This window comes from Burkholderia sp. Bp9090, assembly GCF_003857985.1.
Classification (GTDB): Bacteria; Pseudomonadota; Gammaproteobacteria; order Burkholderiales; family Burkholderiaceae; genus Burkholderia.
The window spans coordinates 57,572-82,989 of sequence record NZ_QTPV01000015.1 but is presented as its reverse complement, the minus strand read 5'-3'; the positions used below and the strand labels follow the sequence as shown (position 1 = coordinate 82,989).

The 25,418-nt window shown below is 68.5% G+C and carries 21 protein-coding genes; 7 read left to right on the top strand and 14 right to left on the bottom strand.

Annotated features, from left to right (window positions below):
• Nucleotides 1-15: 15 nt before the first annotated feature.
• The 3 genes from DIE16_RS16405 to DIE16_RS16395 all read left to right on the top strand — a co-directional run bounded on the left by DIE16_RS16405 (nt 16) and on the right by DIE16_RS16395 (nt 5,531).
• A complete protein-coding gene (locus DIE16_RS16405) occupies nt 16-204 on the top strand; it encodes a 4-oxalocrotonate tautomerase (RefSeq protein ID WP_044843193.1) in 189 nt (62 codons plus the stop codon).
• Nucleotides 205-318: 114 nt separating this feature from the next.
• Nucleotides 319-540, top strand: a complete 222-nt coding sequence (locus DIE16_RS16400; protein ID WP_124892776.1) for a hypothetical protein — start codon at nt 319-321, stop codon at nt 538-540.
• Between the two features lie 149 nt (nt 541-689).
• Nucleotides 690-5,531, top strand: coding sequence for an NAD-glutamate dehydrogenase (locus DIE16_RS16395; protein ID WP_124892774.1), 4,842 nt, complete (start codon nt 690-692; stop codon nt 5,529-5,531).
• 15 nt (nt 5,532-5,546) lie between these two features.
• Here the strand turns inward: DIE16_RS16395 and DIE16_RS16390 are convergent, their stop codons facing one another.
• The 4 genes from DIE16_RS16390 to DIE16_RS16375 form a co-directional block, all read right to left on the bottom strand.
• Nucleotides 5,547-6,407 (bottom strand): class I SAM-dependent methyltransferase, encoded by an 861-nt coding sequence (locus tag DIE16_RS16390; RefSeq protein ID WP_124570637.1) that lies wholly within the window; start codon nt 6,405-6,407, stop codon nt 5,547-5,549.
• 94 nt (nt 6,408-6,501) lie between these two features.
• Nucleotides 6,502-7,335 carry an arylamine N-acetyltransferase gene (locus DIE16_RS16385; RefSeq protein WP_124892772.1) on the bottom strand — a complete coding sequence of 278 codons (834 nt, stop codon included), beginning with the start codon at nt 7,333-7,335 and terminating at the stop codon, nt 6,502-6,504.
• A gap of 117 nt (nt 7,336-7,452) precedes the next feature.
• A complete protein-coding gene (locus DIE16_RS16380; protein ID WP_124892770.1) occupies nt 7,453-8,145 on the bottom strand; it encodes a hypothetical protein in 693 nt (230 codons plus the stop codon).
• Nucleotides 8,146-8,522: 377 nt separating this feature from the next.
• Nucleotides 8,523-10,007 (bottom strand): amidase, encoded by a 1,485-nt coding sequence (locus DIE16_RS16375; RefSeq protein ID WP_124892768.1) that lies wholly within the window; start codon nt 10,005-10,007, stop codon nt 8,523-8,525.
• A 382-nt stretch (nt 10,008-10,389) separates the two neighbouring features.
• Between DIE16_RS16375 and DIE16_RS16370 the strand changes: the two genes are divergently transcribed.
• The 4 genes from DIE16_RS16370 (at nt 10,390) to DIE16_RS16355 (ending at nt 14,647) form a co-directional block, all read left to right on the top strand.
• Entirely contained in the window at nt 10,390-10,824 is a 435-nt protein-coding gene (locus DIE16_RS16370) for a universal stress protein (protein WP_044843188.1), read from the top strand.
• Between the two features lie 486 nt (nt 10,825-11,310).
• Nucleotides 11,311-11,559: an adhesin gene (locus DIE16_RS16365; protein WP_124892767.1), complete on the top strand. Its 249-nt coding sequence runs from the start codon at nt 11,311-11,313 to the stop codon at nt 11,557-11,559.
• A gap of 461 nt (nt 11,560-12,020) precedes the next feature.
• Complete coding sequence (locus DIE16_RS16360; protein ID WP_124892765.1) at nt 12,021-13,307, top strand: Nramp family divalent metal transporter; 1,287 nt, start codon at nt 12,021-12,023, stop codon at nt 13,305-13,307.
• 104 nt (nt 13,308-13,411) lie between these two features.
• Nucleotides 13,412-14,647, top strand: coding sequence for a DUF2252 family protein (locus tag DIE16_RS16355; RefSeq protein ID WP_124488172.1), 1,236 nt, complete (start codon nt 13,412-13,414; stop codon nt 14,645-14,647).
• A gap of 65 nt (nt 14,648-14,712) precedes the next feature.
• Here the strand turns inward: DIE16_RS16355 and DIE16_RS16350 are convergent, their stop codons facing one another.
• The 10 genes from DIE16_RS16350 to DIE16_RS16305 all read right to left on the bottom strand — a co-directional run bounded on the left by DIE16_RS16350 (nt 14,713) and on the right by DIE16_RS16305 (nt 25,389).
• On the bottom strand, nt 14,713-15,114 hold the full coding sequence (locus tag DIE16_RS16350; protein ID WP_124520778.1) for a PPC domain-containing DNA-binding protein: 402 nt from the start codon (nt 15,112-15,114) through the stop codon (nt 14,713-14,715).
• 160 nt (nt 15,115-15,274) lie between these two features.
• Nucleotides 15,275-15,826: a GNAT family N-acetyltransferase gene (locus tag DIE16_RS16345; protein ID WP_124488174.1), complete on the bottom strand. Its 552-nt coding sequence runs from the start codon at nt 15,824-15,826 to the stop codon at nt 15,275-15,277.
• 165 nt (nt 15,827-15,991) lie between these two features.
• On the bottom strand, nt 15,992-17,392 hold the full coding sequence (locus DIE16_RS16340) for an MFS transporter (protein WP_044843182.1): 1,401 nt from the start codon (nt 17,390-17,392) through the stop codon (nt 15,992-15,994).
• A gap of 38 nt (nt 17,393-17,430) precedes the next feature.
• Entirely contained in the window at nt 17,431-18,675 is a 1,245-nt protein-coding gene (locus tag DIE16_RS16335) for an NAD(P)/FAD-dependent oxidoreductase (RefSeq protein ID WP_044843181.1), read from the bottom strand.
• Nucleotides 18,672-19,634, bottom strand: coding sequence for a VOC family protein (locus DIE16_RS16330; protein ID WP_124520782.1), 963 nt, complete (start codon nt 19,632-19,634; stop codon nt 18,672-18,674). The genes DIE16_RS16335 and DIE16_RS16330 overlap by 4 nt, the downstream gene beginning before the upstream one ends.
• Nucleotides 19,635-19,652: 18 nt before the next feature.
• Complete coding sequence (locus DIE16_RS16325; protein ID WP_044843179.1) at nt 19,653-21,143, bottom strand: aldehyde dehydrogenase; 1,491 nt, start codon at nt 21,141-21,143, stop codon at nt 19,653-19,655.
• A gap of 111 nt (nt 21,144-21,254) precedes the next feature.
• Entirely contained in the window at nt 21,255-22,082 is an 828-nt protein-coding gene (locus DIE16_RS16320) for an aspartate dehydrogenase (RefSeq protein ID WP_044843178.1), read from the bottom strand.
• Nucleotides 22,075-23,745: a thiamine pyrophosphate-binding protein gene (locus tag DIE16_RS16315; protein ID WP_124570642.1), complete on the bottom strand. Its 1,671-nt coding sequence runs from the start codon at nt 23,743-23,745 to the stop codon at nt 22,075-22,077. Before DIE16_RS16315 ends, DIE16_RS16320 begins: the two co-directional genes overlap by 8 nt.
• Complete coding sequence (locus DIE16_RS16310) at nt 23,738-24,535, bottom strand: SDR family oxidoreductase (protein ID WP_124488178.1); 798 nt, start codon at nt 24,533-24,535, stop codon at nt 23,738-23,740. Before DIE16_RS16310 ends, DIE16_RS16315 begins: the two co-directional genes overlap by 8 nt.
• The gene (locus DIE16_RS16305; protein ID WP_124520787.1) at nt 24,532-25,389 is read right to left on the bottom strand and encodes an IclR family transcriptional regulator; all 858 of its coding nucleotides are present in this window, start codon (nt 25,387-25,389) and stop codon (nt 24,532-24,534) included. Before DIE16_RS16305 ends, DIE16_RS16310 begins: the two co-directional genes overlap by 4 nt.
• Between the last annotated feature and the right edge of the window lie 29 nt (nt 25,390-25,418).

Sequence of the window (25,418 nt, the reverse complement as noted above, 5' to 3'; positions counted from 1 at the left end):
TCGGAGCATCCAGTCATGCCGACTTTCAATATCCAGTTGTTCGAAGGCCGCACGGTCGAGCAGAAGCGCGCATTCGTCGAAGCGATCACGCGCGTCACGTGCGAGACGCTCGGCTGCGATCCGGGCTCGGTCGACATCATCCTCGCCGACGTGAAGAAGGAGAACTGGGCGACGGGCGGCAAGCTGTGGAGCGACGAACGCTGACGCGCCCCGGGATTGGTGTGCGTCCGGCCCTTGGACGCATGCCACTTGGCGCCAGTTTGTCATCTCTGCGTCAACAGTTGTAACGCGTTGGCGGGATGCTAAAAAGGCAAGAAAGTGATCTCTGACAAGCAAATCGCAAGCGCCCTTAACGACATGATCTTGCAAATGGGAGCCGATCTGGATCGCTCCCTGCTGACCGTCAAGGCGTCGTGTCCGGATTCGGAATTCGTCGCCTACCGCGAATTCGTGTCGCAACTGCTGACCACGATGCTGCTCGATTTCATGAATCCGCTCTACGCGCGGCACCCCGACCTGAAGCCGCCGGACCTCGCCTGACCCGCCCGTGCGACGCCGGCCACCGGCGTCGCACGCGGCCTTCGTTCCCTGCGCCGCGTTGTGCGCCCGCACATCGCGTTGTCACGCAATCGGCGCATATAATGCGGCACAGACGCAGCAGCCAATGGCCACCCGACCAGGAGACCGCCATGGAAGCGAAGAACGAAGAAGTCGTCGCACACCTGCTCTCCGATGTCGTCGAATTCGCGCGCGGACGCCTGCCCGAAGCCACGTTCCGGATCGTCGAACCGTTCCTGCGTCATTACTACGATTTCGTCGACGCCGATGATCTGCAGAATCGCGGCATCGCCGACCTCTACGGCGCCGCGATGGCGCACTGGCAGACCGCCCAGAAATTCGTGCCCGGCAGCGAGCGGCTGCGCGTGTACAACCCGATCCTCGAACAGCACGGCTGGCACTCCGACCACACGGTGATCGAGATCGTCAACGACGACATGCCGTTCCTCGTCGACTCGGTGACGATGGCCGTCAACCGCCTCGGGCTCGCGCTGCACTCGGCGCTGCACCCGGTGTTCCGCATCTGGCGCGGCGGCGACGGCGCGATCGAGCGCGTCGACGCCGGCGGCGCGACGGCCGGCGACGGCCAGTCGCAGCTCGCGTCGTTCATCCACTTCGAAGTCGACCGCTGCGGCGACGCCGCGCTGCTCAACACGCTGCGCAACGACATCGCGCGCGTGCTCGGCGACGTGCGCGCATCGGTGGAGGACTGGCCGAAGATCGTCGACATCGCGCGCGCGACGATCAAGGACATGAAGGCCCGCGAATCCACCGCGGAAGACATCGAGGCGCGCGCGTTCCTCGAATGGATGGTCGCCGACCACTTCACCTTCCTCGGCCAGCGCGACTACGCGCTCGTGTCGGACGGCACGGGTTTCGGCCTGCGCGGCGTCGAAGGCTCCGGCTGCGGCCTGCTGCGCGAATCGCTGCGCGCGCCCGGCGCGCCGGACGTGACGCCGCTGCCGCCGGCCGCCGCCGAGATCATCACCGGCCCCTGGCCGATCTTCCTGACGAAAGCGAACTCGCGCGCGACCGTGCACCGGCCCGGCTATCTCGACTACGTCGGCGTGAAACTCGTCGGCGCCGACGGCAAGGTGACCGGCGAACGGCGCTTCATCGGACTCTACACGTCGACGTCCTATTTCGGTTCGTACACCGAGATACCGATCGTGCGCCGCAAATGCGCGAACATCGTGCGGCGCGCGGGCTTCCTGCCGAAGGGGCATCTCGGCAAGTCGCTGGTGACGGTGCTCGAAACCTATCCGCGCGACGAACTGTTCCAGGCCGACGAAGACCAGCTCTACGACATCGCGTTGGGCATCCTGCGCCTGCAGGAACACCAGCGCACGCGCCTGTTCGTACGGCGCGACCGTTTCGACCGCTTCGTGTCGTGCCTCGCGTTCGTGCCGCGCGACAAGTACAACACCGACTTGCGCCGCCGCATCGCGAAGCTGCTCGTCGATGCGTACAACGGCGTGAACGTCGAGTTCACGCCGCTGCTGTCGGAATCGGCGATCGCGCGGATTCATTTCGTCGTCCATGCGGAACCGGGCACGATGCCCGACGTCGACACGCGCGAGCTCGAAACGCGGCTCGTGCAGGTAGCCCGCCGCTGGCAGGACGATCTCGCCGACGCGCTGCTCGACGCGTTCGGCGAAGAACAAGGCAACCGCCTGCTGCAACACTATGCGGACTCGTTCCCGGCCGGCTATCGCGACGACTATCCGGCGCGCACGGCCGTGCGCGACATCGAGCTGATCGAGCGCGTGAAGGCGTCGGGCCAGCTGGCGATGAACCTGTACCGTCCGATCGAGGCCGACGCGCGCGCGTTCCGCTTCAAGGTGTATCGCGCGGGCGACCCGATCGCGCTGTCGCGCAGCCTGCCGATGCTCGAGCATCTCGGCGTGCGCGTCGACGAGGAGCGGCCGTACCGGATCCAGACGCAGGATGCCGCACCCGCCTGGGTGCACGACTTCGGCCTCGAACTCGCCGACGATACCGAGTTCGACATCGAGCGTGTGAAGGGCCTGTTCGAGGATGCGTTCGACCGGATCTGGAGCGGCCGGATCGAGAACGACGACTTCAACCGCCTCGTGCTGCGCGCGCACCTGAGCGCGCGCGAAGTCACGATCCTGCGCGCGTATGCGAAATACCTGCGGCAGGTCGGCTCGACGTTCAGCGACGCCTATATCGAACGCGCGCTGACCGGCAACCCGGCGATCGCAAGGCAGCTCGTCGAGCTGTTCCTGGTGCGCTTCGACCCGGCCACGGGCGGCACGCGCGACGTGCAGGCCGAACGCCTGCTGAAGGCGATCGAGACGGCGCTCGACCAGGTGCCGAACCTCGACGAGGACCGGATCCTGCGCCAGTTTCTCGGCGTGATCAACGCGACCGAGCGCACCAACTATTTCCTGCACGACGCGAACGGCGAATCGAAGCCGTACCTGTCGTTCAAGTTCAATCCGGCGAAGGTGCCCGGCCTGCCCGAGCCGAAGCCGATGTTCGAGATCTGGGTGTACTCGCCGCGCGTCGAGGGCGTGCACCTGCGCGGCGGGCGCGTCGCGCGCGGCGGGCTGCGCTGGTCCGACCGTCGCGAGGATTTCCGCACCGAGGTGCTCGGGCTGATGAAGGCGCAGATGGTGAAGAACGTCGTGATCGTGCCGGTCGGCTCGAAAGGCGGCTTCGTCGTGAAGAACCCGCCGCCGCCGAGCGATCGCGAAGCGTGGATGCGCGAAGGCATCGCGTGCTACCAGACCTTCCTGCGCGGCCTGCTCGACCTGACCGACAATCTCGCCGGCAACGCGATCGTGCCGCCACCCGACGTGGTGCGCCACGACCCCGACGATCCGTATCTCGTCGTCGCGGCCGACAAGGGCACGGCCACCTTCTCCGACTACGCGAACGCGATCTCGCACGAATACGGTTTCTGGCTCGACGACGCGTTCGCGTCCGGCGGCTCGGTCGGCTACGACCACAAGAAGATGGCGATCACCGCGCGCGGCGCGTGGGAATCGGTGAAGCGGCACTTCCGCGAGATGGGCGTCGATACGCAGACGACCGACTTCACCGTGGTCGGCGTCGGCGACATGTCGGGCGACGTGTTCGGCAACGGGATGCTGCTGTCGCCGCATATCCGGCTCGTCGCGGCGTTCGATCATCGCCACGTGTTCCTCGACCCGAACCCCGACCCGGCGACGAGCTTCGCGGAGCGCCAGCGGATGTTCGCGCTCGAACGCTCGAGCTGGGCCGACTACGACACGTCGGTGATCTCGGCGGGCGGCGGCGTCTACCCGCGCACCGCGAAGACGATCCCGCTGTCGCCGGCCGTGCAGGCCGCGCTCGGCATCGACGCGCAGGCGCTGCCGCCGACCGAGCTGATCCGCGCGATCCTGCAGGCGCCGGTCGACCTGCTGTACAACGGCGGCATCGGCACCTACGTGAAGGCCGCGCGCGAAACCCACCAGCAGGTCGGCGATCGCGCGAACGACGCGGTACGCGTGAACGGCGCGGACCTGCGCTGCAAGGTCGTCGGCGAAGGCGGCAACCTCGGCTGCACACAGTTCGGCCGCATCGAGTTCGCGCAGCGCGGCGGGCGCATCAACACCGACGCGATCGACAACTCGGCCGGCGTCGATTGTTCGGATCACGAAGTCAACATCAAGATCCTGCTCGGGCTCGTCGTCGGCGACGGCGAGATGACCGAGAAGCAGCGCAACGCGCTGCTCGCGGAAATGACCGACGAAGTCGGGCTGCTCGTGCTGCGCGACAACTACTACCAGACGCAGGCGCTGTCGATCGCGGGCCGCTACGGCGTCGAGCTGCTCGACGCCGAGGCGCGCCTGATGCGCTGGCTCGAACGCGCGGGCCGCCTGAACCGCGTGATCGAATTCCTGCCGACCGACGACGAGATCGCCGAACGGCAGGCCGCGAAACAGGGCCTCACGTCGCCTGAGCGTGCGGTGCTGCTCGCGTACAGCAAGATGTGGCTGTACGACGCGCTGCTCGAATCCGACGTGCCCGAGGATCCGCTCGTCGCCGCGATGCTCGTCGACTATTTCCCGAAGCCGCTGCAACAGCGCTTCAGCGAACCGATGCAGCGCCACCCGCTGCGCCGCGAGATTCTCGCGACGCACCTGACCAACGCGCTCGTCAACCGGGTCGGCTGCGCGTTCGTGCACCGGCTGATGGAGGAAACCGACGCGAAGCCGGGCGACATCGTGCGCGCCTGCATCATGGCGCGCGACGTGTTCGATCTCGACGCGGTGTGGCGCGACATCGACGCGCTCGACAACCGCGTCGCCGACGACGTGCAGGCGCGCATGTTCGTCGACGTCGCGCGGCTGCTGGAGCGCGCGGCGCTGTGGTTCCTGCGGCAGTTGCAGTCGGGCACGGTGGCCGACGGCGGCGTCGCCGGCCTGATCGCGCGGTGCCGCGACGCGGTGCAGCGCATCGCGCCGCAATTGCCGTCGTTGCTGCCAACCGCCGATCTGGAGGCGCTGTCCGAGCGGCAGCGCGCGCTGGTCGAAGCCGGCGTCGAGAGCGCGCTCGCGGTACGCGTCGCGAGCGGCGACATCTCGGCCGCGCTGCTCGACATCGCCGAAGTGGCCGCGACCTGCGATCGCAGCCTCGAGCTGGTCGCGGGCGTCTACTTCTCGCTCGGCACGCTGTTGAACTACGGGTGGATCGGCGAACGCGCGGCCTCGCTGCCGACCCCGACGCACTGGGACATGCTGGCGCGCGCGGCCGCGCTCGCGGAAGTCGCGCGGCTCAAGCGCACGCTCGCCACCAGCGCGCTCGCGGAATCGGCCGACTCGACGGCGCCCGAGACGATCGTCCACGCGTGGCGCGAACGCCGCGAAGCCGCGCTGCAACGCTACGAGCACCTGCTCGCCGACCTGCGCGCCTCGGGCGGCGCGAGCCTCGCGGTGCTGCTCGTGATTGTGCGCGAGATGGCCGTGCTCGAACGCGCGTGATGGAAGGTCGCGACGTCACACCGTCGCGACCAGCAGCTCTTCCGCGTTGTCCGGCGGGCGCAGGCCGTCGGTCCGATCGGCGAAGTAGCGGCGCGTGAGTTCCGCGGCCGACACATGCTCGGCCCGCGCGAAGCCGGCCCCGGTCGCGAGCGCGCGGATCTCCGCCGGCATGAAGAAGCTGATGAACGGCGTGCCGCTCGCGCGCGCGCCCTTCGCGGCCATTTCGAGCCCCGGGCGCACGTCCGGATCGGCATGCTCGAGCGGCAGCAGGAACGTCATCGCGAACGTCGAGCCCGGCGCGAGCGACGCGACTTCGCGCAGCGCCGCCGCGTTCGCGTCGCGCGTCAGGTACATGCTGACGCCGGTGGACACGACGACCGCCGGCTTGCCTGCATCGAAGCCCGCGCGCACGAGCGCGTCGCGCCACGACTGCTTCGCTTCGAAATCGACCGGCACGAACCGCAGCCAGTCCGGCACGCCGAAGCCGAGCTCGGTCAGCCGGCGGCGCTTCCACGCCTGCGGCGCGGGCGGATCGACCTCGAAGACGGTCAGGCGCGACGCCATCTCGGGCCGCCGCTGCGCGAAGCTGTCGAGGCCCGCGCCGAGGATCACGTACTGGCTCACGCCCCGCGCGGCCTGCTCGACGACGAGATCCTCGATGAAGCGCGCCCGCGCGACGATCGACGCGCGAAACGGCCGCGTGAACTGCGGATCCATGTCGCCGCGCTGCTGCCAGCCGGGCGCCGGCGCGAGCAGGCGCAGTCCGATTTCGTCCACGAGCACGTGCGGCGGCGCATCGAGCTCGACGTGCAGCGCGCGCCACAGCGCGACGCGCGCGGCGGTGCTGTCAGGGGCGTCCGGATGAAGGTCGGTCATCGTCTCGTCCTCATGCGCGCGGCTGGTGCGGCGCCCGCAGGCGCCACGCACGGCCGTCGGGATTGCGTACGCTCATGTCGCGGCCCGCAACGCATTACATCGGGTTCGCCCGCGCCGCCACCCGCGCGAACAACGCGTCGAGGTCGAAGCCGGTCGTATCGATGCCGATCGTGTCGCGCAGGCACGCGCCCCACGCGGCCGCGTCGTCGAGCGTGACGGTGCGCCCCGCGCCCGCCGCGTCGCGCAGCGTCAGCACGGTGTTGAACAGCGCCGCCCGGCCGTCCGGCAGCACGCGGCAGGCGATCAGGTCGTTGACGAAGATCGACTCGGGATAGGTCGACGTGAACCAGTTCGCGGCGTCGTAATCGATCCACTCGGCCGGCTTCAGCGAAAAGCGGTAGGTCGTCTGCCAGCCGTCGGGAATCTGGAACTGCATGTCGAATTCGCCGTCGACCGGCGCGTCGACGACGCGAAACGCCCCATGCGGCGTCAGCTGCCGCTCGCCCGGCACGAAGCGCAGCGGCGCGGTGAGCGTCGCGCTGCCGAAGCCGATGTCGGCGAGCCACGCCGCGCCGTCGAGATCGATGCGCAGCAGCATGTGGGTCTGCGCGGTGACGAGCTCGGGCGGCCGCATCCAGCGCACGCGCGCGATCAGCGGCGTCACGCGAAAGCCGATCGTCGTGAGCGCGGTGTAGAAGAGCTTGTTGAGTTCGAAGCAGTAGCCGCCGCGGCGGCGCCCGACTACCTTGTCGACGATCGCGGGCAGGTCGAGCGCGACGCGCGCGCCGGTCAGCGGATTGAGGTTTTCGAACGGAATGGCCTGCGGCTGCAGCAGGTGCAGCCGTCGCAGCACGTCGAGCGTCGGCTCGGCCGGGCCGTCGTAGCCGATGCGGGCGAAGTAGCGCGAGAGGTCGAACGAGTCAGTCATGAACCGGCACCGGAAACGGGGAACACGCCACGATAGCATCGAGCGATATCCCCATGTTGCGCGGGGCCATCCCGGATCGCCGCGCGCGCGGCCGGCGCCGCAGCGGGTGCGGCCGCGTTACGGCAGCAGCTTCAGCGCGGACGACGCGACCGACGGCACCGCAATGCCCTGGCTCGTCGCGAACTGCACGGCCTGGCTGAGCGTCGACGCGAGCGACTGCAACTGGCCCGGCGCGCTTTGCGCGATATACGACGCGGCCTGCATGTTCTGCGGATTCAGGCCCGACTGCAGCAGCGATGCCGCGCTGGTCGAACCGAGATTACCGAGCCCCGACTGCAGCTGCGAGTACTGCGTCAGACCCTGGCCGAGCGATGCCAGACCGTTGCTGAACGCCTGCTTGTCGATCGGGCCGTGCGACGCCCCGCCGCTCGCGAACGCCTGGCCGAGCGCCTGCGACACCGACTGCTGCGCGCCGCCCATCTGCGACAGCGCGGCCGGCGTCAGCGCATTGCTGCCGCCGAGCAGGCCGGCGGCCTGCTGCGCCTGACCGGCCGCGCCGGTGAGCCCCATCGCCGACGCGAGCGACGACTGCCCGACCAGCACCTGCTGGTTCGCGCCGACGTACGCCTGCATCAACTGCGCGACGCCGCCCTGCGCGGGTGCGGCCTGCTGTTGCCCGCCGCCGAGCAGCGCCGAGCCGATCGACTGGAGGTCGAGTTGTGCATGGGCGGTGCCGTTCACGCCGAGCATGATGCCGAAGGCGATGCCCGCCGATGCCAGGTGCTTGCCCGTCGCGCGAATGTGCTTCATGTGTTTCCCTCGTGCCCGAATATGTTTGAGGCCGATATTGTCGAAGCGCGCCGCGCGCCGCCGCAACGACTGAAACACATCGATACGAAATCGCCCGGCACGACCGTCGCCCGGCGCGCGGATTCATCCGGATTTGCCGCGCGATATAGGGCTGGCGCCGCGATTCGTTCCTGCATCGCGGCAATCGCGGCGACGCCCGGTATGCGCCGGCGCTGCGCCGGTGTCGGACGGCGCTGTTGTGCGACAGCGTGATGCCCGGCGCACGAATGGCAGGATTAGCCAGCGCGTTTCGAGGTGTGGAAACGAACCGGGCGGCACGCGGCCGCCCGGTTCGTCACTTGCGTTCGGCGTGTGTCACCGGCCCGCCGGCCGTCGCATTACGCAGCCATCCAGCCCGGCAGCCGCCGGCCGACCCAGTCGGCCGCCTGCTCGTAGCCGCGCGCGAGCTGCAGCACGGCGAGATCCGCGCGCGGCCGGCCGATCAGCTGCATCCCCATCGGCAACCCCGCATCGTTGAAGCCCACCGGCACGCTGATCACCGGGCAGCCGGCCAGCGTCCACGGCACGACCGTTTCCATCCAGCGGTGGTAGGTATCCATCGCGCGGCCCGCGATTTCCTTCGGCCAGCGCTGCTCGACGTCGAACGGGAACACCTGCGCGGTCGGCGCGGCGATGAAGTCGTAGCGATCGAAGAAGCCCAGCACGGCCTGGTGCCACGCGGTGCGCTCGACGCTCGCGTCGAACACCTCGGCCCCCTGCATCGCGAGCAGCCCTTCGACCTCGTAGATCGCCTCGGGCTTCAGCAGCGCACGCCGTGCCGGGTCGCGATAGTGCGCGAGCAGCCCGCCGCCGGACAGCAGGTGCCGATGCGCGAGCCACAGCCGCCAGATGCGCTCCGGTGCGAACGCCGGCAGCGCGGCATCGACGTCGCAGCCGATCTCGCGCAGCGTCGCGAGGCCCTGTTCGCACTGCGCGAGCACGCCCGGCTCGGTCGCGAGATAGCCGTTCCAGTCGCCGACCCACGCGATGCGCTTGCCGCGCAGGTCCGTGTCGAGCGGCTTCGCGAACACGGCCGGATCTTCCGCGAGCGACAGCGGATCGTTCGGGTCGTAGCCGGCCTGGATCGCGAGCAGCTGCGCGACGTCGCTGACCGTGCGGCCCATCGGCCCTTCGATGCCGAGCTGCTGCATGAACACGTCGACGCCTGGCCAGCGCGGCACGCGGCCCTGCGACGGACGCAAGCCGTAGATGTTGCAGAACGCGGCCGGATTGCGCAGCGAGCCACCGAAGTCGCTGCCGTCCGCGACCGGCAGCATGCGCGCGGCCAGCGCCGCCGCCGTGCCGCCGCTGCTGCCGCCCGCGCTCTTCGTCAGGTCGTACGGATTGCGCGTCGCGCCGTGGATTTCGTTGAACGTATGCGAGCCGAGGCCGAACTCCGGCGTGTTGGTCTTGCCGATGAAGATCGCGCCCGCCGCGCGCATCCGGCCGACGCCGACCGAATCGGCCTGCGGCACGTGATCGCGGAAGATCGGCGAGCCGTAGGTCGTGCGCAGCCCTTTCGTCATCGCGAGATCCTTCGGCGCCTGCGGCATTCCGTGCAGCCAGCCGTGGTACTCGCCGCGGGCGAGTGCCGCGTCCTTTTCCGCCGCTTCGGCGAGCAACGTGGCGCGATCGCGCAGCGAAATCAACGCGTTCACCGCGCCGTTCACGCGCTCGATGTGATCGAGATACGCACGCATCGTCTCGACGCACGAGACCGCCTTGCCGCGGATCGCCGACGCGAGTTCGCCGGCCGACAGGCGCACGATCGGGTCGACGGTGATGGAAGCGGGTGCGAGAAGCTGCGGGGCGCCATGCGGCATGCGAGGTCTCCTGGAATCGGAATGGAATGGCGGGCCGCAGCGTGGCGGCGGTCCGTCCCGAACGGCCTGGACAGCCCGGGAGAAGGCCGCGCCGCGGCCGATGCACTACTCTACGCGACGCCGGATCGCTGACCTCCGATATTTTCCGCCGCGATTCATTGAGGATCCGACTAAATCGGCGTGGTGCGCCACTCGACGGCCCGCCCCGGGCCACCGCCCGGCCGGTCAGTGAAAACGTTTATGCGCATAAACTTAAATTTCTTATATTTCTAATAGGCGCGGCGGACGTTGACGACATTTTTACGCGGCCGCCCGATCTCTTTAGGTCGGGCGATCCGGCGCCGCGCTACGCTGCAAACATCTCGATTCCGGAGCATCTCCCATGCTCAAACTGCTGGTTCCGGTCGGCCATTCGCCGCGTTCGCTGCAGGCGGTCCGCCATGCGACCTTCCTGTATCGCGAACGCTGCGCGTCGGAAATCGTGCTGATCAACGTCCAGCCGCCGCTCGAAGCGACGCGGCTCGAGGCATTTCACTCGCTGTCGCGACTGCGCTCGATCGAGGACCAGTTCGCGTGCGATGATCTGGCGACGGCCGAGCGGGTGCTGCGGGAAGCCGGCGTCCGATACAGCGTCGTGAAGAAGGTCGGGCCGGTGGCCGACACGATCGCGGCCGTTGCGGCCGAGACGGGCTGCGACGAAATCGTCGTGGTCGCGCCGCGGCACGATCCGTTTCATCAGATGCTGTCGATGTTCGGTCGCAGCATGATGGGCCGCCTCGTGCGGATTTCGAACGTGCCGGTGACGGCGGTCAGATGAGCGGCACGCGATGCGGCGCTTGCCGCTTCTTACTTGATGACCTTGCGCCAGAACACGAGATAGGTCGCGACTGACGATGCAACCAGCAGAATCGCCCACATCGGCGCGAGACTGATCAGGACGGACGATACGTTAAGCATTTGGATTCCTCACTAATTCGATAGCGATGTTCAATACGTACCCGCTGCATTCGGAGCCGCGGCGCCCATCGCCTGCCGCGCATCGCGTTCCGTTGAAACATGCATTCATGCTATCGCTCTGACCGCCGGCACGACCGTCTCGCCCTGCCCGCCGTCTGACATTCGTCAAGCTCGCGTCAATCGCGCGGCGGTGCGGGCGGCCAACGTGCCTTTTCGTCGTCCGCACGGTAAAAACGGGACGCAATCAGCCGGGCTTATCGTCATTTCTGCAGACGTTTACCGGGGGAAGCCCCAAGTGCTTCGAGAAACGTCTCCGCGTTACGCTTGAGCGACGAGGAGACGAACCATGAGACGAGTCGTACACATCGCTTTTTTCGCGCTGCTGGTCTATCTGATCGGCGATCGCGCACTGCTGCACGCGCAAGGCCGCGATGCCAGCCCGACCGCCTGCTCGCAGGGCGCCGAGCAGGTGAAATACGCCGCGCTCGGCAAGGGCTTCGGCAGCGCGGCGGCCGACAGCCAGAGCGAAGCGTTCATGTCGAGCTGCCTCGTGTCCGGGCGCGGTAATCAGGACGTCTCGGTGGCGGCCCGTTGAGGCCGACCGGGCGCCGCGCCGGTCGCATGCGTGTCGCGGCGCCTGGGCGCCAACTGTGATCCGTGGCGCCTTCCGAGGTTCTTTCGCTTGCCACCGGCGGCATTGGCTCGCCGGTAGCGGCAGTACGAATACGCCAACCATCCGACGATCGCGGCGACCGATGAGCGTTCGCCGCGACACGTCACGCACGTCGCAGCGATAGCGACTTGCGCGAATCGCTCGGCACCGTCCATCGCTTCTCCTACCGGGTTCCCCCCGTCACGAGCACGCGAGCACGTCGTGCGCTCCCTTTCGTACCGCCGCTTCCCGCCCGTTGGCCGAGCCGGTTTTCCATCGCGTCAAGTTGCGTTCGGTTGCACCGCGTCTGGCGGCCGCATCCCGTAACCCGCCCGCCCCAGCCGCCCCTTCCTCCTGGGCATGCCAATTGCGACTCGATTGCCCCCTCCCCACGAGTCGCGATCATGAACGACAACGAGCCCCTCGATTCCGCGGAGCAGCGTCCGCGTGCCGCAACGTGGCTCCGCCGCCTCGGGCCGGGCCTCGTCACCGGTGCCGCGGACGACGATCCGTCCGGCATCGGCACGTACTCGCAGGCGGGCGCGCAGTTCGGCTTCGAATTGCTGTGGGCGCTCCTGCTGACGTATCCGCTCATGACGGCGATTCAGCTGATCAGCGCGCGCATCGGCCGCGTGACGGGCAAGGGCCTCGCGTCGAACATGCGCACGCACTATCCGCCGTGGCTGCTCTACGTCACCGTCGTGCTGCTGATCGTCGCGAACGTGATCAACATCGCGGCCGACCTGTCGGCGATGGGCGCAGCGGTCAAGCTCCTGCTGCACGGCCCGCAAGAACTCTACGTCGTGTGCCTCGGCGGCGCATCGGCCCTGCTGCAGATCCTCGTGCCGTACGACCGCTACGCGCGCCTGCTCAAATGGACCGCGCTGGTCCTGCTCGCCTACGTCGCCGTGGCGCTCATCGTGCCCGTCCCGTGGGGCGAGGTCGGCCGTGCGCTCGTGTTGCCGCGCGTCCAGCTGTCCGCCGCCTACCTGACCACGGTCATCGCCGTGCTCGGCACCACGATCAGCCCGTACCTGTTCTTCTGGCAGGCATCGCAGGAAGTCGAGGAACTGCGCGCGGTGCCGAACCAGCAGTCGTTGCGGCACGCGCCTCACCAGGCCCCCGCGCAGCTGCGCCGGATCAACTTCGATACGTGGGTCGGGATGGGCGTGTCGAACGTCATCGCGTTCTTCATCACGCTGACGGCCGCGGCCACGCTGAACCTGCACCACATCGACGTGAAGACGTCGGCGGATGCCGCGCGGGCGCTCGAGCCGATCGGCGGGCACTTCGCGTACGTGCTGTTCGCGCTCGGAATCATCGGCACCGGCCTGCTGGCGCTGCCGGTCCTCGCGGGGTCAGCCGCCTATGCGGCCGCGGGCACTTTCCGCTGGCGCAACAGCCTCGCGCTGCAATTCGGCGTCGCGCGCGAGTTCTATGCGGTCATCGCACTGGCGATCATCGGCGGCGTCGCGATCACGTTCATGCATTTCGACCCGATCCGCGCGCTCTACTGGAGTGCGGTCATCAACGGCGTGACCGCCGTGCCGATCATGGTCGTGATGATGCTGATGGCCCACAGCACGCGCATCATGGGCAAGTTCGCGATCACCGGCCTGCTGGCCTGGGGCGGCTGGCTCGCGACGTTCGCGATGGCGGTCGCGGCGTTGGGCGTGTTCGTGCCGGGTTGAGCAGGTGAAGCCGCGCCGGCCGGCGCGGCGCCGGATACACCGGCGTCACGCGAGCCGGCACACGCACCGGCGACGCATGCCGCGGAACAGAAGGAGAACGCATCGTGGCGAAGAAAGCATCGGGATCGGCACGGCTGCCGTCCAGCGACCAGCGCGCGCAGATTCTCGCGCGCCTGCGCAGCCTCAAGATGGCGCGCTCGATACACACGTATACGCGCGGCAGCGCCGAGCGCTTCTACGCATGGCTCGCGGACCATCGCTCCGGCACCCTGCCCGACGGCCCCGCGGTGTGGATCGGCGGCGACTGCCATCTCGGCAATCTGGGGCCCGTCGCGGCGAAGACGGGCGAGGTTGCCGTGCAGATCCGCGATCTCGACCAGAGCGTGATCGGCAATCCCGTACACGACCTGCTGCGTCTCGGCTTCTCGCTCGCGACCGCGGCGCGCAGCTCCGATCTGCCCGGGATCATCACGTGGCGGATGGTCGAAGCGCTCATCGCCGGATACGAGCAGGCGTTCGACAGCCGGCACCGCGCCGAGACCAGTCACCTGCAACGCCCAGCCGCGATCAAGATCGCGATGAAGGCGGCGCTGCACCGATCGTGGCGCAAGCTCGACCGGCAGACGATCCAGAACGTCACGCCGCGCATTCCGCTCGGCAAACGCTTCTGGCCGTTGTCCGAGCGCGAGCGGAGCGCCATCCACGCGCTGTTCGAATCCACCCCGGATTCGTCGATCGGCGCGGCGCTCAGCCGCGCGCCACACCGCGACGCGAGGATGAAGGTGCTCGACGCCGCCTTCTGGGTAAAGGGATGCAGCTCGCTCGGACGGCGCCGCTTCGCGGTCATGCTCGATATCGACGACGCGTGTTCCGACGGCCATCCGCCGTATCTGATCGACATCAAGGAGGCCGCGGCGGCGAAGGCCCCGAAGGATCCCGGCGTGCGCATGCCGCGCGATCCCGCGCAACGGGTGCTCGAAGGCGCGCGGCACGTATCGCCGATGCTGGGCAGCCGGATGTGCGCGGCACGCCTCGACGGATGCCCCGTCGTCATACGCGAATTGATGCCGCAGGATCTGAAACTGGACGCGGAACGGATGTCTGAAGCCGATGCGGTCAAAGTCGCGCGCTATCTGGCGCTGGTGATCGGCAACGCGCATGCCGCGCAGATGGACCACGCGACGCAACGCGCGTGGTGCGGCGAGTTGCGGCGCCAGCACCCGAAGACGGCCGACGCGCCGTCATGGCTGTGGCGAAGCATCATCGAACTGATGGCCGCGCACGAAGAGGCGTATCTCGAACATTGCCGGCGCCATGTGGTCGGCAAGACGGTCCGTTGACGTCGCCGCCGGTCGTGCGTCGTTGCGATGGACGCACGATCGTGAACGGCCCGGCCCGCGCGATCTCAGTCTTTCGCCGGACGGACCACCAGCTCGTTGAACCCGGTGAGCGCATCGTGCTCGCGGGAAAAACGATGCGCGGGCAACGATACGAGCAGGATCTCGGCGGTCGTGCGCACCACGCAGCCACTCGCGACGTGGCCGCCCGAGACGCGGCCGTGCGCGTCGGACACCGCCATGTGCAGGTGCGCGCCGTCCGGCGAGACCGAGCCGGCCAGCGTCAGGATCTCGAGATCGCCGCGCAGCTCGGTCGGCGCAGCGACGCCGGCATAACGCAGCTGCGCGACGTTCAGGCTGCCGATGCCCTGGATCACGAATGCCGCATGCGCGTCGAGTCGACGCAACGCCTGCTCGATCGACGCGCGCAGATCGTCGCCGGGGGAAAGACGCAGAGGATGGGCTTGCATGGGCGGTAACCTGCGGATGGAGTCGGGTGTAGGCAAAGCGTACGTTCGACACGGCAATCCGGCAAGCCGCCAGCCGGATCGGCCACCGCGCCTGCGTCGCGACCCCGGAAACGATGCCGATGCGTCATTCGTTCGCACCGGACACGCCGCGTCACCCGCATCACCCGCGACGATCGCGCGCGAGCAACCCGTACAGCGCGCTGTCCGACACCTCGTCGCCGACGATCCAGCGTTCGCGCAGCACGCCTTCCCTGACGAACCCGAGCCGTTCGAGCAGCGCGGCGGATGCGACGTTGCGCGGATCGATGTCGGCCTCGATGCGGTTCAGGCGCAGCGTGCCGAACGCGTGGTCGATGACCGCCGACGCGGCCTCGAGCATATAGCCGCCGCGCCAGTAGCGGCGCCGCAGGCTGAAGCCGATTTCCGCACGCCGGCATTGCTCGTGCGCATGAAACAGCACGCATTCGCCGAGCACGTCGCCGGTGTCCCGGGCTTCGAGCACGCAGACGAGATCCTGGCCGCTGGCGGTCGTCGCGAGGTTGCGCGCGACGCGCTCGGCGGCCTGCCGCCAATCCGTGAGCGGCGCGAACGACGAATAGCGCATCGCTTGCGCATCGGACCAGAGGTCGAAGAACGCGTGAGCGTCCGTGTCGCGAAGCGGACGCAGGACGAGTCGGGACGTATGCAGCGTGACGGGTTCGAACAAGGGCATCGCGGCGGCCGGGGAAAAAACGCAAGCATGAATTAGAACACGCTATCCGGAGGCCGGCCATCGCGTGCGTTCGCGCTGTCCGGTACGCACGATCCGCTGCCCGAAACGAAAAAAGCCCGGACACATCGTCCGGGCCTTCCACATCGCCTTTGCCACGCGCCGCGCTTATGCCTCGAGCGCTTCGAGCACCTTCCCCTTCGTCTCGATCCCGACGAAATGAACGGTCACGGCGGCGATCAGCGGCACGATGCCGATCAGGTAGAACGCCGGCGCGAGATTGCCGCCGATGATCGCGTGCGGAACGATCATCGGCGCCGCGAACGACGCGATCTTCAGCCACGCGCTGCCGAGCCCGCAGCCCGACGCGCGGATGCTCGTCGGATACTGTTCCGGCGTATAGACGTACGCGGTGATGAAGCCCGATGCCATCAGCCCCAGCGACAGCGAGCAAAAGGTCGCGACGACGTACACCGACGACGCGTGGTAGATGCCCGCGAACGCCAGCGACAGCGCGCACAGCACGAACGACCACACGATCACCGGCTTGCGGCCGAGCTTGTCGACCAGCAGCGCGGACGCGAGCGAACCGAGCACGCCCATCACCGAGCCGATCACCGCGAGATTCAGCGCGAGCTGCAGCGGCGCGTGATAGAAGTTCTTGTAGATCGTCGGCAGCCACGTGGACAGCCCGTACTGGATGAACCCGCAGGTCGCCCACAGCGTCGCCACCGCGAGCGTGCGCTTGCGATACGCGGCGCTGAACAGGTCGCTCATCCGGCGCTTCGGGTGCTGGCGCACCATCTCGTCGTACGCGGCCACCTGCGTGACCGGCGGCAGTTCGCCGCGCACCGACGCTTCGAACACGCCGACCGCACGCCCGGCTTCCGGGAGCCGCCCGCGCGACGCGAGCCAGCGCGGCGATTCCGGCACCAGACGCGTGAGTACCAGCGCGAGAATCAGCGGCAGCCCGCCGACGAAATACATGATCTCCCAGCCGAACCGCGGCACGAGCCACGCGCCGAGCGCCATCGATACCAGCAGGCCGATCGGGAACACGATTTCGTACAGCAGCACGAAGCGGCCGCGGCCGTGCGCGCGCGTGATTTCGTTGATGTACGTCGCCGCGACCGGCAGCTCGCCGCCGAGGCCGAGCCCCTGCAGGATCCGCAGCAGCACGAACACCTCGAACGTCGGCGCGAAGCCGCACGCGATGCTGGTGATGCCGATCACGGCGGAACTCCACGCGATCGCCTTCACGCGGCCATGCTTCTCCGCGAGCGCGGGAAACAGGAATGCGCCGATCAGTTGACCGATCGCGCCGGACGCGATCAGCATGCCGATCTGCGTCGGCGACAGCCCCCACTTGTGAATCAGCAGCGGCAGCGTCGCCGCGATCGTGATCACGTCGAAGCCGTCGAAGAACGTCGCGGTGCCGATCAGCACGCGCGCGCGGATCTGCATCGCGTTGGCCGGAAGCCGCTCGAGCCGCGCGATGATCGCGCCGGGCGTGGAGGCGGCAGCTTCCATCGTGGCCCTGCCGGCCACGACGTTGTCGAAAGTGCTCATGCGGGGTGTCTCCTGGGTCTTTGTACCGGTTTCGCCGGTCAGGCAAGCGCTTGGGTCGTGTCCGCCAGGGCTTCCGTGTTCACTGCCCGGCCCTGGTTCATCCACTTGCGTGCGAGCTTGAGCTCGCGCGCGTTGTTGATGGCGATGACACCTCTCACATGTCCGTCGCCCACGAAAAACAGCGTCGCACGTCGCGCGGCGAGATCGCCGCGCACGACGAGCTGCGCATCGGCCGGCAGATCGCCGAGGATCTGCAGGTTCACGTCGTATTGATCGGACCAGAACCACGGAATCTCGGCGTACGGCGCGCGCACGCCGAGCACGGCCTTCGCGGCCGCGATCGCCTGGTTCTGCGCGTTCGCCCACGATTCGAGCCGCACGCGCCGCTTCAGCCAGCCGTTGTGATGGTTCGCGACGTCGCCGCACGCGAAGATCGCCGGATCGCTGGTCGCGCCGAACTCGTCGACCACGATGCCGTCGTCGACTGCGAGGCCCGCGTCGCTCGCGAGTGTCGCATTCAGCGCGAGGCCGATGCCGGCCACCGCGAAATCGGCGTCGATCGTCGTGCCGTCCGCAAGCGTCGCGCGCACCTTCGATGCGTCGTCCGGCTGCGCGTCGAGCGATGCGAGCGCCGCGCCGAGGCGCACGTCGACACCGTTCGCGCGATGCAGGTCGAGCAGGAAGTCCGACACGACCTGCGGCACCGAGCGGCCGCACAGCCGCGGCGCGCCTTCGACGACCACCGCTTCGACGCCGAGCTTGCGCGCGGTCGCCGCGACCTCCAGGCCGATCCAGCCGCCGCCGATCACGAGCACACGCCGGCTCGCGCGCAGCTTCTCGCCGAGCGCGGCCGCTTCGTCGAGCGTACGCAGGTAATGCAGGTTCGGGGTCCTGACGATCGAGTCAGGCAAGCGGCGCGACGTGCCGCCGGTCGCGATCACGAGGCGGTCGTATTCGACTTCGAGGCCGCTTTCGATTTTCACCACGCGGCGCGCACGGTCGATCGACACCGCGCGTTCCGGCTGCCATGCCTCGACGTTCAGCGCGGCGAATTCGTCCGGGCGCACGACGCGCACGGTCTCGATGTCCGCGTCGCCGGCCAGCACGGCCTTCGACAGCGGCGGACGCTCGTACGGCAGATGCGGCTCGTCGGCGATCATCACGAGACGGCCCGCGAAGCCTTCCGCGCGCAGCGTCTTCAGCACCCAGCCGGCGGCCTGGCCGCCGCCGATCACGACGACCGTGCGAGGCGCGGCCGGTTCCTGCGAGTTCGTTGCGCTCATGATTTGCGCTCCGTCATGAACTTGCCTTCCGGCGCCTTCGCATTCTTCTGCCGGCGCGTGTTGCCGTCGAGGCCGCCGTCGACGGCCCATTCGGCGAACACGGTCGGGCCCGGTTCGAATTCGCGCGGCTGCCATTCGGGCGTCAGCACGTCTTCGTCCGCGTAGTACTCGATCAGCGCGCCGGCCGGGTTCTGGAAGTACCAGAAATACGCGGACGACACCGGATGACGCCCCGGGCCGAGCTGCGTTTCCCAGCCGCAGCGGTCGATGTGCATGCCGCCGCCGAACACTTCGTGGATGTCGCGCACGGTGAACGCGACGTGGTTCAGGCCGCGCTTGCCATTGGGCAACGCGAGCAGGAACAGGTCGTGGTGGCCGCCGTGCGGCGCGCAGCGCATGAACGCGCCGCGGCCCGGATAGCGGTCCGACGTCTCGAAGCCGAGCAGCTCGTGATAGAACTTCTCCTGCGCGTCGAGGCAGTTCGTGAAGAACACGACGTGGCCCACCTCGACCGGCTCGGCGCGCGCATAGATCGGGCTCGGCTGGTCGACCCGAGCCGTCCGGCCCCACACGTTCGATGGCGAGCCGGTGATGTCGAGTGCGCGCTTGCGCGTCACCTCGATGCGGATCGCCATCCCGTTCGGATCGATGCAGCCGACCGCATCGTCCTGCGCGTAATAGCCGGGCTGGCCGGCCAGCTTCGTGCGCAGTGCGTCGACTTCCTGCTGCGTCGCGACGCCCCACGTGACTTCGCGCAGCGTCGGGCCCGCTTCGAACGCGGGCGGCAGCGACGGATCGTCGGCCTTCACGACCAGCACGGTGCAGCCGTTCAGCGTTTCGAAACGTGCGCGCGTGTCGTCGTGCGCGACTTCCTTCAGGCCCCAGTCGGCGAAAAAGCGCCGGCACGTCGCGAGGTCGTCGACACCGTACGTGATCTGCTCGATACCCAAGATGCTCATTGCGTCATTCCCCTTCGCTCAGTTCGCCCACGGCAGCGGCGCGTCGTTCAAGCCCCAGTAGAGGCTCTTCTGCTGCATGTACTCGCGGATGCCGAGACGGCCCTTCTCGCGGCCCATCCCGCTCTCCTTCCAGCCTGAGAACGGCGTGGAGATCGAAAACAGCTTGTACGTGTTGATCCAGACGGTGCCCGTCTCCAGCGCCCGCGCGATGCGCCATGCGCGCTTGTAGTCGCGCGTCCAGATGCCGGCGGCGAGGCCGAACACGCTGTCGTTCGCCTGCGCGATCAGCGACGCTTCGTCGTCGAACGGCATCGCGACCAGCACCGGCCCGAAGATTTCCTCCTGGCAGATGCGCGCGCTGTTCGGCAAGCCTTCGAGAATCGTCGGCTGGTAGAAGAAGCCGTCCTCGCGCCCGTCGCCCGACGGCCGTTCGCCGCCGCACAGCAGGCGGCCGCCTTCCTCCAGCCCGAGCGCGACGTAGCGTTCCACCGATTCACGATGCTTCGCGGTGATCAGCGGGCCCATCTGCGTGTCGGGCCGCGTCGGGTCGCCCACGCGCAGCTTGCGTGCGCCCGCGACCAGGCGCTTCATGAACGCGTCGTATACCGAGCGCTGCACGAACAGCCGCGAACCCGCGATGCACGCTTCGCCCGACGAGCTGAAGATGCCGTACAGCACGCCGTTCACCGCGTGATCGAGATCCGCGTCGTCGCATACGATCGTCGGCGACTTGCCGCCGAGTTCGAGCGATACGGGCATCAGCTTTTCCGCCGCGATGCGCGCGATGCCGCGGCCCACTTCGGTGCCGCCGGTAAACGACACCTTCTTCACGAGCGGATGGCGCACCAGCACGTCGCCGATCACCGAGCCCTTGCCCGGCAGCACGCTCAGCACGCCCTTCGGCACGCCGGCTTCCTCGCAGATGCGGGCCAGCGCGAGCGACACGAGCGGCGTCACCTCGGCCGGCTTGAGCACCACCGCGTTGCCGCCGGCGAGCGCGGGCGCGAGCTTCTGCGCGTCGGACGCGATCGGCGAATTCCACGGCGTGATCGCCGCGATCACGCCGATCGGCTCGTGCACGCTCATCGTCAGGTAGTCGCCGCGCGACGGCGTCAGTTCTTCGTCGAGCGTTTCCAGGCACGCCGCGAAATAGCGGAACGTGTTGGCCGCACTCGCCACCAGCACACGCGTCTCGCCGATCGGCTTGCCGTTGTCGCGGCGTTGCAGGTTCGCGAGCGCCTCGTGACGCTGCATGATCAGGTCGGCGATCCGGTACAGCACCAGCGCGCGCTGGTGCGGCTTGAGGCCGGCCCAGTCGGCGCGCCGCCACGCGGCGTCGGCGGCCACGACGGCGTCGGCCGCGTCTTCCGCGTTCGCCGTCGAGACTTCCATGTTCAGCGACTGGTCGGCCGGATAGATGCTCGCGTAAGGCGCGCCGCGGCCGCGCCGCCACTCGCCGCCGATCAGGATGTCGCCGTTGGGTACGAGGCTCGTATCGAATGGAGTCATGTCACAAGTCCCACAAATCTGTCTCTGCGCAGCCGCCCGCGCCGTGGCGCCGGCGGCCGTTCAATGGCCCGAATGGCCGCGTCGGCCTGGTTGTCCGGGTTGTCTGCCTGCTCAGATCACGCAGCGGGCCGCGCGGTTGCGCAGCGCGCGGATCGCGCTGTACGCGGTCAACGCGGACGTCTTCGGGTTGTCGGGCAACGGCTTGCCGCTCATTTCGAGCGACATCTCGCCGAACGCGCCGCGCGCGGTGATGCGGTGCACGTTGCGTTCGACCGCCGGATCGGCGATCAGGCGCACGTGCGTCGCGTCGAGGCCGAGGCCCGCGAGCGCGACCGTCGCCGCGACGTTCGCGTTCTTCGGATACAGGCGCGCGGCGTCGCGCGCACTGCCTTCGAAGATCACCTTTTCCCCGGTCATCGCACGCAAGTCGCACAGCTCCTCGGCGGGCGTGCCGAGCCAGCCGAGCGGCGGCTTGCGGCCGACGTACAGCACTTCGTCGAGGCCGCCCTGCTTCGCGGACGCCAGCGCGTCGATGCCGCCGATCGCGCCGGACAGCAGCGTCACCGTCGTGCCGCCCTCGTCGGCCGCCTGCGACAGCACGTCGAGCAGCGCGAGGTCGGACAGCGCGCCGATCGAGGCGACCGCGCAGTCGGTGCCGGCCTTCAGCAACGGCACGACGTGATCGACGAGCGCGCTGTGACCCGCGCATTCGAGCGCGAACTCGGGGCGGCGAGCCAGCGCGTCGACCGACGACACGACCTCCACCGCACCGCCGAGCTCGCGCTGCACCGCGTCGCGCTGATGCTCGGGCACGATCACGTGCGCGACGCGCAACGACGCATCGTGCTCGACCGCGTGATACACGGCGGCACCGATCGCGCCGAAGCCGATCATCGCGACGTCGACGGGCGCATGCCCGTGTCGCTGGCCGTTATGCATACTGGCGCTCCGACGGCGTCTCTTCCTTCTTCACCGGCGGGCCCGCGAACTGCGATGCGAACGAGCCGACCGACAGCATGTCGACTTCGACCATCACCGGCCCTTCCTTCGCGATCCCTTCGCGCACGATCGCTTCCGCCTGGTCGAGCGACGTGATCCGGTAGTGCGTGAGGCCGAAGCTCGCGCAGAACTGCGCGAAATCCGGCTGGTGCAGCTGCACGAAGCAGCGGCGGCCGCCGTAGTGCGCGTCCTGGATGTTGCGGATCACGCCGTAGCACTGGTCGTTCATCAGCACGATCATCACGTTCGCGTTTTCCTGCACGGCCGTCACGAGCTCGCCGACGTTGACCATCAGGCCGCCGTCGCCGACCAGGCAGACCGTCTTCGCCGCCGAGCCGGCCAGCGCCGCGCCGATGCCCATCTGGATGCCCTGGCCGATGCCGCCGCCGAGCGCATGCACGCCCGCGCGCGGTTCGAAGATCTTCAGCAGGCGGTTGCCCCACGTGCTGTTCGAGATCGTCACGTCGCGCACCCAGTTGTAGTCGCGGCCCACCGCGCCCTGCAGCGTATCGACCAGCTGCTTGTACGGCCCGAGGCCTTCCGCCACGCTCGCGACGGCCGCTTCGCGCGCCGCCGCGAGATCGGCCGCGAACCGCGGATCGACCGACAGGCGGCCTTCGAGGCGATCGGCCAGCTCGGCCAGCACGCGCTTCGAATCGCCGTGCACGAACAGCTCGTTGCGATAGCCGCGGTTGTCGGCGAGCGCGTCGGCGTCGACGCGGAACAGCGGCTGCGGCAACGCGAGCTTGTACTTCAGCGTCTCGTTGCCGCGCAGGCGCGAGCCGACCACGACGAGCGCGTCGCAGGTCTTGTAGAACGCTTCGACCGCCGAATGCACGTTGAACGCGCCGAGCGTCGCCGGGTGATCCTCGGGCAGCACGCCGCGGCCCTGCACGCTCGTCACGACGCCGAAGCCGAGCTTCACCAGGCGTTCGACTTCCGCACGCGCATGACGCGCGCCGCCGCCGAGCCACAGCAGCGGACGGCGCTTGGCCGCCAGCGCGTCGGCGAGCTTCGCGACGCGTGCATCGTCGTGCTCGCGCACCGCGACGTGCGCCGGCGCGAGATCTTCCGGCCATTCGATTTCGGCGGCCTGGATGTCGATCGGGATCTCGACCGACACGGGGCCCGTCGGCGCCGTCTGCGCGATGCGCACGGCTTCGCGGATCGTCGGCAGCACGGTCTCGACCGTGCGCACGCGGAACGCGGCCTTCGAGATCGCATCGAGCATCGTGAGCTGGTCCGGCGCTTCGTGGATGTACGCCAGATCCTGGTCTAGGTACGGCGTCTCGATCTGCCCCGTGATGTGCAGCAGTGCCGTGCCGGCCGTCAGCGCCTCGACCATCGCGCCGGCCGCGTTGCCCGCCGCCGTGCCGGTGCTCGTGAACGCGACACCGAGGCCGCCCGACACGCGGGCCAGCCCGTCGGCCATGTTCACCGCGCCCGCTTCGCCGCGCGCGCCGACATACCGGATGTTGCCGCGCGAGTTGATCGCGTCGAGGATCGGCATGTTGTGGATCGAGATGACACCGAATGCGGTTTTGACGTCGCACTGCTCGAGAAAGGCGGCAATCAGCTCGCCAACCGTGGTTTTTTTAGACATGGCGTGCAAAGCCTCCAGAAACGTCGATATGGCTGCCCGTCGTGTAGGACGACAGATGCGTTGCGAGATAAAAAAGTGCCCAGGCTGCCTCGTCGGGCTTGCCGAAGCGGTTCAGCGGAATGTTCTTCTTGCGGGCGAGCGCGCCCGTCCAGTCCTCCCAGCTTTCGCCGGCCGGCGCCTGCGCTTCGTAGCGGCGGCGCCACTGCCCCGACTCCACGATGCCGATCAGGATCGAGTTCACGCGGATGCGCTGCGGCGCGAGTTCGGTCGCGAGCGACTTCACGAGGCTCAGCACGCCCGCCCGCGCCGACGACGTCGCGACCATGTGCGGCTCCGGCTGCAGCGCGAGCAGCGAATTCACGCAGGTGATCGTCGGCGCGGCCGCATCGCGCAACAGCGGCAGGAATGCGCGCGTCGGGCGGATGATGCTGAAGTACTTCAGTTCGAGTTCTTCGCGCCATGCGTCGTCGGTCGTGTCGGCGAAAGTCGACACGCGGCCCTGGCCTGCGTTGTTGACGAGCATGTCGGCGCGGCCGAAGCGGTCGGACACCGCCTGCGCGAACGCGGCCACGTCGGCTTCGTCGAGCACGTTGCAGCGCACCGCGAGCAGCGGCGCGCCCGGATATTTCTCGCCGAGCATCGCCTCGGCGCGCGCGAGACGCTCGCCGTCGCGGCCGCAAATCGCGACCGACGCGCCGGCCTGCAGGAACCGTTCGGCAGTCGCGAGGCCGATGCCGGACGAACCGCCCGTCACCACCGCCACCTGCCCGGTCAGATCGATCTGAATCATCGCAGTCCTAAAGCCTTGAGAAACGTGTGCTCGTCATCCGAGCGGTAATTGAGCCGCCGCGACAGTTCCGCCGCCGCGCGCTGCACCTTGTCGATCAGGCCGTCGGCGATCAGCGCCGCGTCGATCTCCGGCCGCGGCACCGTCACCGTGATGCATGCGACGATCCTCTGCGTGTCGTTGCGCACCGGCGCCGTGACCACCGAGATGCCGCGCTCGAACGACGAATTGCTGACGCCATAGCCGCGCAGCGCATCTTCCCGGATCACTTCGTAGAGCGCGTCGACCGATTCCGGCGTCGCGCTCGTCATCCGGTTCAGCGTGCCTTCCGGATACAGCGCCCGCAACTCCTTCAGCGACAGGTCGCCCATCAGCACGTGGCCGTGGGTCGTCGCATGCGCGGGCAGCCGCGTGCCGACGTTCACGCGAATCGAGCTGAACACCGGCGACTGGCTCTGCGCCTTCGCGACGAACACCACGTCGCGGCCGTCACGGATCACGATGTGCGTCGTGAAGCCGGTCGCATCGCGCAGGCTCTCGATCACCGGCAGGCCGAGATCGGTCAGCTCGAGCGAGCTCAGGTATTCGAAGCCGAGCCGCAGCACGGCGATGCCGAGCTTGTAGTTGCGATCCTTGTCCGCGCGCTCGAGAAAGCCGAGCGATTCGAGCGTTTGCAGCAGACGGAACACCGTCGTGCGCGGAATGCCGAGGCGCTTGGACAGTTCCGGCGCGCCGAGCACCGGCTCGCGCGGCGAGAATTCGGCGAGGATCCGCAAACCGCGTTCGAGGCCCGGCACCACGTAGTTGGCCTCGGACTTCGCGGTGTCCGCATCCTGTTGTTGCAACGGTTCGCTCATGATGCCTCCGGTCGGGCCGCCCCAGGGGC

Coding starts and splice junctions, on each gene's coding strand:
- DIE16_RS16405 (WP_044843193.1), top strand. CDS start 16: ATGCCGACTTTCAATATCCAGTTGTTCGAAGGCCGCACGGTCGAGCAG.
- DIE16_RS16395 (WP_124892774.1), top strand. CDS start 690: ATGGAAGCGAAGAACGAAGAAGTCGTCGCACACCTGCTCTCCGATGTC.
- DIE16_RS16390 (WP_124570637.1), bottom strand. CDS start 6,407: ATGACCGACCTTCATCCGGACGCCCCTGACAGCACCGCCGCGCGCGTC.
- DIE16_RS16385 (WP_124892772.1), bottom strand. CDS start 7,335: ATGACTGACTCGTTCGACCTCTCGCGCTACTTCGCCCGCATCGGCTAC.
- DIE16_RS16380 (WP_124892770.1), bottom strand. CDS start 8,145: ATGAAGCACATTCGCGCGACGGGCAAGCACCTGGCATCGGCGGGCATC.
- DIE16_RS16375 (WP_124892768.1), bottom strand. CDS start 10,007: ATGCCGCATGGCGCCCCGCAGCTTCTCGCACCCGCTTCCATCACCGTC.
- DIE16_RS16370 (WP_044843188.1), top strand. CDS start 10,390: ATGCTCAAACTGCTGGTTCCGGTCGGCCATTCGCCGCGTTCGCTGCAG.
- DIE16_RS16365 (WP_124892767.1), top strand. CDS start 11,311: ATGAGACGAGTCGTACACATCGCTTTTTTCGCGCTGCTGGTCTATCTG.
- DIE16_RS16360 (WP_124892765.1), top strand. CDS start 12,021: ATGAACGACAACGAGCCCCTCGATTCCGCGGAGCAGCGTCCGCGTGCC.
- DIE16_RS16350 (WP_124520778.1), bottom strand. CDS start 15,114: ATGCAAGCCCATCCTCTGCGTCTTTCCCCCGGCGACGATCTGCGCGCG.
- DIE16_RS16345 (WP_124488174.1), bottom strand. CDS start 15,826: ATGCCCTTGTTCGAACCCGTCACGCTGCATACGTCCCGACTCGTCCTG.
- DIE16_RS16340 (WP_044843182.1), bottom strand. CDS start 17,392: ATGAGCACTTTCGACAACGTCGTGGCCGGCAGGGCCACGATGGAAGCT.
- DIE16_RS16335 (WP_044843181.1), bottom strand. CDS start 18,675: ATGAGCGCAACGAACTCGCAGGAACCGGCCGCGCCTCGCACGGTCGTC.
- DIE16_RS16330 (WP_124520782.1), bottom strand. CDS start 19,634: ATGAGCATCTTGGGTATCGAGCAGATCACGTACGGTGTCGACGACCTC.
- DIE16_RS16325 (WP_044843179.1), bottom strand. CDS start 21,143: ATGACTCCATTCGATACGAGCCTCGTACCCAACGGCGACATCCTGATC.
- DIE16_RS16320 (WP_044843178.1), bottom strand. CDS start 22,082: ATGCATAACGGCCAGCGACACGGGCATGCGCCCGTCGACGTCGCGATG.
- DIE16_RS16315 (WP_124570642.1), bottom strand. CDS start 23,745: ATGTCTAAAAAAACCACGGTTGGCGAGCTGATTGCCGCCTTTCTCGAG.
- DIE16_RS16310 (WP_124488178.1), bottom strand. CDS start 24,535: ATGATTCAGATCGATCTGACCGGGCAGGTGGCGGTGGTGACGGGCGGT.
- DIE16_RS16305 (WP_124520787.1), bottom strand. CDS start 25,389: ATGAGCGAACCGTTGCAACAACAGGATGCGGACACCGCGAAGTCCGAG.